We start from the raw sequence: 6,447 nt of genomic DNA on the forward strand, positions 1-6,447 counted from the left end.
CTAGCCGCGAATCGGAGACAGATCACAGCCACATATTGCCGCTTTGATATCCCCCAGGAGCATCAGCGAGCCGGTGATGCAAAGAAGATCCTGCGGCATCGCCCGACTTCTGGCAAGGGCCACCGCATCCGTCGGAAGCATCGCCTCTTGCACCGGTCCCGACCATTCATCCAGCACCGCACGGAGCTCGTGAACCGTGGCAGATCGCCCGAGAGCCGCTTGAGTTAAGACGATCTCTGAGACCACCGGCAGGAGTGGGGTGATAAATCCCCGATGATCCTTGTCCCGCATCATGCCCCAGACGAGGATAATCCGTGAATCCGGGTGCTGGGCGGCATAATCCGTGAGATATCGAGCAAGCACCTCAGCTGCAGCTGGGTTATGTGCCCCATCGAGCACCACATGGGGTGCTTCGTCGATCTTTTCCAAACGCCCTTCCCAAGAAACCGTCCGCAAACCTTCCAGGACCGCCCTCTCGTCCAGGGTCATTCCTCGTTGATCGGCTGCCTCCAGGAGCGCCAATGTGCAGGCGGCATTATCCCATTGGTGGCGACCAACCAAGCCGCACTCCACCCCCTCGATAACATGCGTGACCCCTCGGTACACCAGTCGCCCGTCACGATCCTGATCAAGAGAGAATTCTCGACCAAGACGCCAGAGTGGTGCGGAGCGATCTTTGGCGAGGCGGGACAAGACTTGCTCTGCCTCCGCCTCCATCCGGCCGATCACAACCGGCACGCCGGGCTTAATGATCCCACCTTTTTCAAAGGCAATGGTCTCTTCCGTCGTTCCCAAATACTCTTGATGGTCCATGCCGATCGTCGTAATCGCACAGGCCAGCGGCTGCTCGACCACATTGGTCGCATCAAACCGTCCCCCCAACCCAACCTCAAGAACGGCAACATCCACTGCTGATTCGGCAAAATGCAGAAAGGCGAGAGCCGTGGTCATCTCAAAAAACGTCGGATGCAGATCATCCCTCAGCACCGCTCGTAATCGTGTGAGCAGTCCCTCGACCCGCTCCTCCGGAATCATCTCACCGTTGACGCGAATCCGTTCCCGAAAGTCGACAAGGTGAGGGGACGTATAGAGCCCGACACGTCGACCGGCACAGTGAAGGACCGCCGCCGCCATCGAAGCCGTGGACCCTTTGCCGTTCGTGCCCCCGATATGGAGGACCTGAAGCGACGACTGCGGATGACCCACTCGATCCAATAACAGACGCATCGTCTCCAGACCCAGCTTGATGCCGTGTTTCTGGAGACCATAGAGATATTCAATCACTGAGGAATAGCTCATCAACAAGCCGGGAGGATACAGGAACCTAAAAATGATTCACGAGGGTACCGACCGTCTCCTTCAAGCGCCGACGTTCAACGATCATGTCGATCATGCCGTGTTCGAGCAGAAATTCGGCGCGCTGAAACTGGTCGGGCAATTGCTGCTTAATCGTTTGCTCGATCACGCGAGGGCCTGCAAATCCGATCAAGGCTTTGGGTTCCGCAATGATGACATCACCTAACATCGCCACACTGGCCGTGACGCCGCCGAATGTCGGGTCGGAAAGAATGGTAATGAACGGCAGTTTGGCTTCACCGAGCTTCGCCACGGCCGTCGACGTCTTGGCCATCTGCATCAACGAGAGAATCCCCTCCTGCATCCGAGCCCCACCGGAAGCGGTCACCAAGATCACAGGCAATTTCAACTCCAACGCACGATCGACCGCGCGACAGAGTTTCTCACCGACAACCGAACCCATACTCCCACCCATGAAACTAAAGTCGAACACACACAACACCACACGGCTCCCATTTACCAACCCTTCTCCGATCACCAGAGCATCCTTGCGCCCGGTCTTCTCCTGGTGAGCCTTCACACGATCACGATACGGTTTGGTATCCTGGAAGACCAAGGGATCCTGTGCTTCCAATCCCGCGTCCCATTCTTTGAACGTACCAAGATCGATGAGTAAGCCGATCCGCTCCGTGACAGAAATCGGAAAATGATACTCGCACTTCGGGCAGACCTTGTTGTTGCGGTCGACTTCTTTCCGATAGACGATTTCACGACAATGGTTGCACTTGAGCCACATTCCCTCGCTGCCTTTTGAGCGCGGAGGAGGAACGGAATCGTTGGGCTTATCTTTTTTAAACCAGGCCATCACACCCTCTCCTATCGAAATCGGTACGGGAAGAAACCCACGTGAGCCCACGCCCCAGCCAGAGACCGATTCTCGTCACACCGTCAGCCCGCTCAACATCATCGCAACGATCAAGCCGACGCCGTGCAGCAGGATCAAGACCAGCCCAGCCTCATAGCACCAGGGTCTCGCCAATACCCCACGAAAAAACCACAGCACTCGAGACAAGGAGCCAGCAGCCGTCATGATGCAGTCCGAAAAACTCAACTCCTCGTAGAGATATCCACCCCGTCTCTGGAGTCATGATTGAGGAAACCCGACCCATCAGATGATCTATTATTGAACGATGGACTGCCATCACCCCACTGAGAATGGGGCCCATTGTAGCAAATCCGTTGGATAGAATCTCATCCGCCTCGCGCGTGCATTTCCAAGTGTGGATCTTCCCGAAGCTGGTCAATACCGATCAACCCTCGGGATCGCAGTCCCAGCCGCTCCAGCGCCTTCCGCTCCTCAGCTCCACGGTCATGACGGGCCGTCCACACTGATCGAACCAGCTCTCGCATCTCTGCGGAACTGGCGCCCAACCGAAGCGGTTTCCGTAGATCCACACCCGACGCAGCATACAAGCACAAATACCAAATCCCATCGGCGGTCACACGACTACGGTCGCAATGGGCACAGAAGGGCTGAGTCGTCGAGGAAATAATCCCAAAGATCGTGCCATCCGGCAAGCGAAATCGTTGCGCTGGAGCTGTGCCACGCTCAGGGACAGGGATGATCTGGCCATACCGCCGACCTAACAGGTCGAGTATTCGATCCTGGGACAAGACCTTATCTGGATTCCACTCATTCGCCCCACCGACATCCATGTACTCAATAAACCGCACCTCGGCCTGGTAATGCTTGGCAAACTCAATCAAGGGGATCAGCTCATCGTCGTTGAATCCACGAATCGCCACCGTATCGAGCTTCAGATTTGAGAATCCCACCTGCCCGACCGATTCAATGCCCTCGACAACACGGGAAAATTCATCCCGTCTGGTCAATTGCCGGAATCGCTCTGGCCGAAGAGTATCCAGACTAATGGTGACCCGATCAAGCCCCGCTTCATAGAGTTCTTGGGCCTGCTCTGCCAAGAGAATGCCATTCGTCGTCAAGGCGACTTCGGTGATTCGACGATTCTGCCGCAGTAACCGAACCAATCGCGCAAGGTCTCTCCGCAACAGAGGTTCTCCACCTGTCAACCGGACCTTGTCGACACCCAAATCGGTGAAATAGCCGACCAGCGTCGCCATTTCTTCAAGACTTAAGATGTCCTCCCGCGGCAACCAGACATACTCCGGCTCCGGCATACAGTAGCTGCAGCGGAGATTACAACGATCCGTCACGGACAAGCGTAGGCTGCCAAGAGGGCGACCATACGTATCCACGACAGATGGAAGATCCGCACTGATCGGTCTCAGCTTCACGGGCTTCCTCTTCCTGCCGAACACCCTTTACCGTTCACCCCTCTCTCCCCTCACATCTTCCCCATCCCTAAGGATGTTCCTCGACCCAGACTTCCCCTTCCGGCGTATGTTCCAGCTTCCAGATCGGCGTGATTTGCTTGAGTTCGTCGATAGCCCATCGACAGGCGGTGAAGGCCTCTGCGCGGTGCTCCGCCCCGGCGATGATGAGCACAATATTCTCCCCGATCGTGATGGCTCCATACCGATGAATAATCAGCAATTCGAGAATGCCGAATTCTTTGAGGGCTCGCTCACGAATCTCGCGCAGCTTCTTCTGTGCCATCCCTTCATAGTGCTCAAACGTAATCCCATCGACATCTCGCCCGCGGGACCGATCCCGCGCGATGCCCAAGAAGGTGGCAATCCCCCCAATCCGTTTCGACCGACTCTTGACGCGATCAAGCTCCTGATCAATAGAAAAATTCTCCCGCTGCACACGGACAAACTGGCTGTCGTCCAGCTCAGCATTCATTGAACTCCCTCCGGCAAAGGGCGGCAGCAACGCGATTTCGTCACCCTCACTGATCATCGTGTCTTCGTGCGCAATGTCCTGATTCACCGACACCAACACCTTCTTCTTCTGAACGAGTTCTCCGACAGCAGGGTGGCTAATCTCGATGGCACGGACTACGTCCTTGACCAGCCGGCCGTTCGCCACATTCACCGACAGAGAACCCTGATTTCCAGCCAGCAGTTTCGTCATACCGAATAACTTGATCGTCACCATCATGGCGTAGCCTTGACCTCAGCCTTCCCTCGTATAGGTCCCCGACTTCCCGCCTGACTTCGACAGGAGACAAACCTCACTAATAGTCATTCCCCGATCGACCGCCTTACACATGTCATAAACGGTCAGCGCCGCGACCGTCACGGCCGTCATGGCTTCCATTTCGACTCCCGTCGGTCCTGTCGTCTTGGCCGTGGCTGTAATGGTAATCGAACAGCGGCCTGCTCGATCCGGCCGCGGTTCTTCTTTGAAGGCAATGTCGACGCTGGTGAGCGAAATTGGATGACACATGGGAATCAGGTCCGGCGTCTTCTTCGCACCCATGACACCAGCGACCTGAGCAACGGCCAAGACATCGCCCTTGGCGATCTTGCCACGTTGAATCTTTTCAAGGGTTTCAGGAAGTAAGAAGACTGTAGCTTGAGCAATAGCCAATCGTTCAGTCGACTCCTTGGCACTGATATCGACCATCCGAGCCCGACCAGATTCGTTGAAGTGGGTAAATTCAGCCATTTTTCTCGTTGAATCAGTATGTTGCAGTCACTACCTGGCGGAATTATAGGTGCCGCCAAAGAGGAAGGTCAAGGAAGGGAAGGTGCAACACAGCCGTCAGCTACCATTACGGGAAGGGTTGGGGCCGGATACGTGTCGCCTCGATGGTGCCTGGACCAGAGAACACGATGTTGCCCGCGGCATCGTGAATCTCCACCAAAATAGTTCCTTGCAGTTGTGCGCCGCCGCGGATCAATTGGAATCGATACCGAACCCTTTCTCGACCAATCACAACGCCCGGTGAAGTGGGGTGATCGGAAGCGCCTTGGTAGAGCAGCACGATCGTGGCCTCAAATCTGTCATCCTTGGAACGGTGCCACTCCCCATGACCGGAAGTGGCGAGCACGGGGCCAAGCGGAGACTGCGGGAGATAGAGTCGGCGTGACTCGGCGAGATTACCGTCTGCACCGAACGTCAAGAGGGTGGTCAACGGGGAAAGCGGTATCGTGGTTGACTGGACAACTCCTTCCCACGAGCCTGTCGGCGTCCGATCTTCATGGGCAAATGCAGGGACTCCGGCTAGCCCAACCATCAGAAGCCCAACCGCACACACCACCTTTTTCACGTGATGCAACTTCATAGTGACCTTCCTGGCTAACGAAAATTGAGCATTCTCAGCCACCCAGTTCTGATTCGTCAAGTCAGCGCATTGTTGCCGTAAATATCCGACAGTCCAGAGTAGACTCTGGACATGGACACAAGAACTCGGATCATTCTTGCAGCGGAACTGGCGACTCAAGGGCTCTCCGTTTCCGCGATCGCGGGCCAACTTGAGCGCCATCGAGAAACCATAGGACTCTGGCTGAAGGCAGTTCGAATCGAAGGACTCTCTGTCTTTCTGGATCGCTATGCTGCGGCCAAGACGGGGCCACGTCCGGCACGACAGGTCCCGGGAGCGGTCAAACGCCTTGTCTGGGCGATTCGCGCCCGTGAATACGACTGCTGTGGGCAGAAGATTCAGTACTTTCTGGCTCATGAACAGCATATCCATCTCTCTGTTCCCAAGATCTATGAAATCTTGGCTGAACGATACGTCTTACGGCCTCGGGGCCGGACCAATCAGCCACGCGGCGTTGTGCCGATTGCCACGGCTCCCCGCGCGGTCATTCAGATGGATACCGTGGTTTTTGGCGAGGTCTTCGCCTTTACCGGGGTGGACATCTATACGAAGGAAGCGGATGTCGTTCTGCGGACCGGACTAACAAGCGAGGATGGGGCCATGTTTTTGCGCACAGCCATGACTCGCCGCTTTACCGGGCCTGTGCAGATCATCCAGACCGATGGGGGCTCAGAGTTCAAAGGCGTGTTTGCCCAACAGGTGCTCCAGTATTGTACACGACATCGCATCGCCCGTCCCTATAAGAAGAACGAGCAGGCGTATATTGAGAGCTTCAATCGAACCCTGCGCAAGGAATGCTTGGGGTGGATCTCCTATCGAGTAGAAGAACTGCCCACACTCCAGGGCGAGGTGCGTGCATTTCTGGACCGGTATCACTATCATCGGCCGCATCTTGGAT

At 56.0% G+C, this 6,447-nt stretch carries 8 protein-coding genes; 1 reads left to right on the forward strand and 7 read right to left on the reverse strand.

What is annotated here, in order from left to right; all coding sequences use genetic code 11:
• From COMA1_RS20075 to COMA1_RS20100, 7 genes are all read right to left on the reverse strand, one after another.
• Complete coding sequence (locus COMA1_RS20075; RefSeq protein ID WP_176698213.1) at positions 1-1,284, reverse strand: bifunctional folylpolyglutamate synthase/dihydrofolate synthase; 1,284 nt, start codon at positions 1,282-1,284, stop codon at positions 1-3.
• A gap of 40 nt (positions 1,285-1,324) precedes the next feature.
• Positions 1,325-2,161: an acetyl-CoA carboxylase, carboxyltransferase subunit beta gene (gene accD / locus COMA1_RS20080; protein WP_090751311.1), complete on the reverse strand. Its 837-nt coding sequence runs from the start codon at positions 2,159-2,161 to the stop codon at positions 1,325-1,327.
• A gap of 75 nt (positions 2,162-2,236) precedes the next feature.
• Entirely contained in the window at positions 2,237-2,386 is a 150-nt protein-coding gene (locus COMA1_RS21280) for a hypothetical protein (RefSeq protein WP_176698214.1), read from the reverse strand.
• A 161-nt stretch (positions 2,387-2,547) separates the two neighbouring features.
• Positions 2,548-3,612 carry a GTP 3',8-cyclase MoaA gene (gene moaA, locus COMA1_RS20085; RefSeq protein ID WP_090751312.1) on the reverse strand — a complete coding sequence of 355 codons (1,065 nt, stop codon included), beginning with the start codon at positions 3,610-3,612 and terminating at the stop codon, positions 2,548-2,550.
• 67 nt (positions 3,613-3,679) lie between these two features.
• The gene (locus COMA1_RS20090) at positions 3,680-4,381 is read right to left on the reverse strand and encodes a molybdenum cofactor biosynthesis protein (protein WP_090751313.1); all 702 of its coding nucleotides are present in this window, start codon (positions 4,379-4,381) and stop codon (positions 3,680-3,682) included.
• 15 nt (positions 4,382-4,396) lie between these two features.
• Complete coding sequence (gene moaC, locus COMA1_RS20095) at positions 4,397-4,891, reverse strand: cyclic pyranopterin monophosphate synthase MoaC (protein WP_090751314.1); 495 nt, start codon at positions 4,889-4,891, stop codon at positions 4,397-4,399.
• A gap of 106 nt (positions 4,892-4,997) precedes the next feature.
• A complete protein-coding gene (locus COMA1_RS20100; RefSeq protein WP_090751315.1) occupies positions 4,998-5,510 on the reverse strand; it encodes a hypothetical protein in 513 nt (170 codons plus the stop codon).
• 111 nt (positions 5,511-5,621) lie between these two features.
• Between COMA1_RS20100 and COMA1_RS20105 the strand changes: the two genes are divergently transcribed.
• Positions 5,622-6,447: integrase core domain-containing protein (locus COMA1_RS20105; protein ID WP_141654438.1), on the forward strand; the 826-nt coding region annotated here is incomplete at its 3' end.

Origin of the sequence: Candidatus Nitrospira nitrosa, assembly GCF_001458735.1 — a bacterium.
Classification (GTDB): Bacteria; Nitrospirota; Nitrospiria; order Nitrospirales; family Nitrospiraceae; genus Nitrospira_D; species Nitrospira_D nitrosa.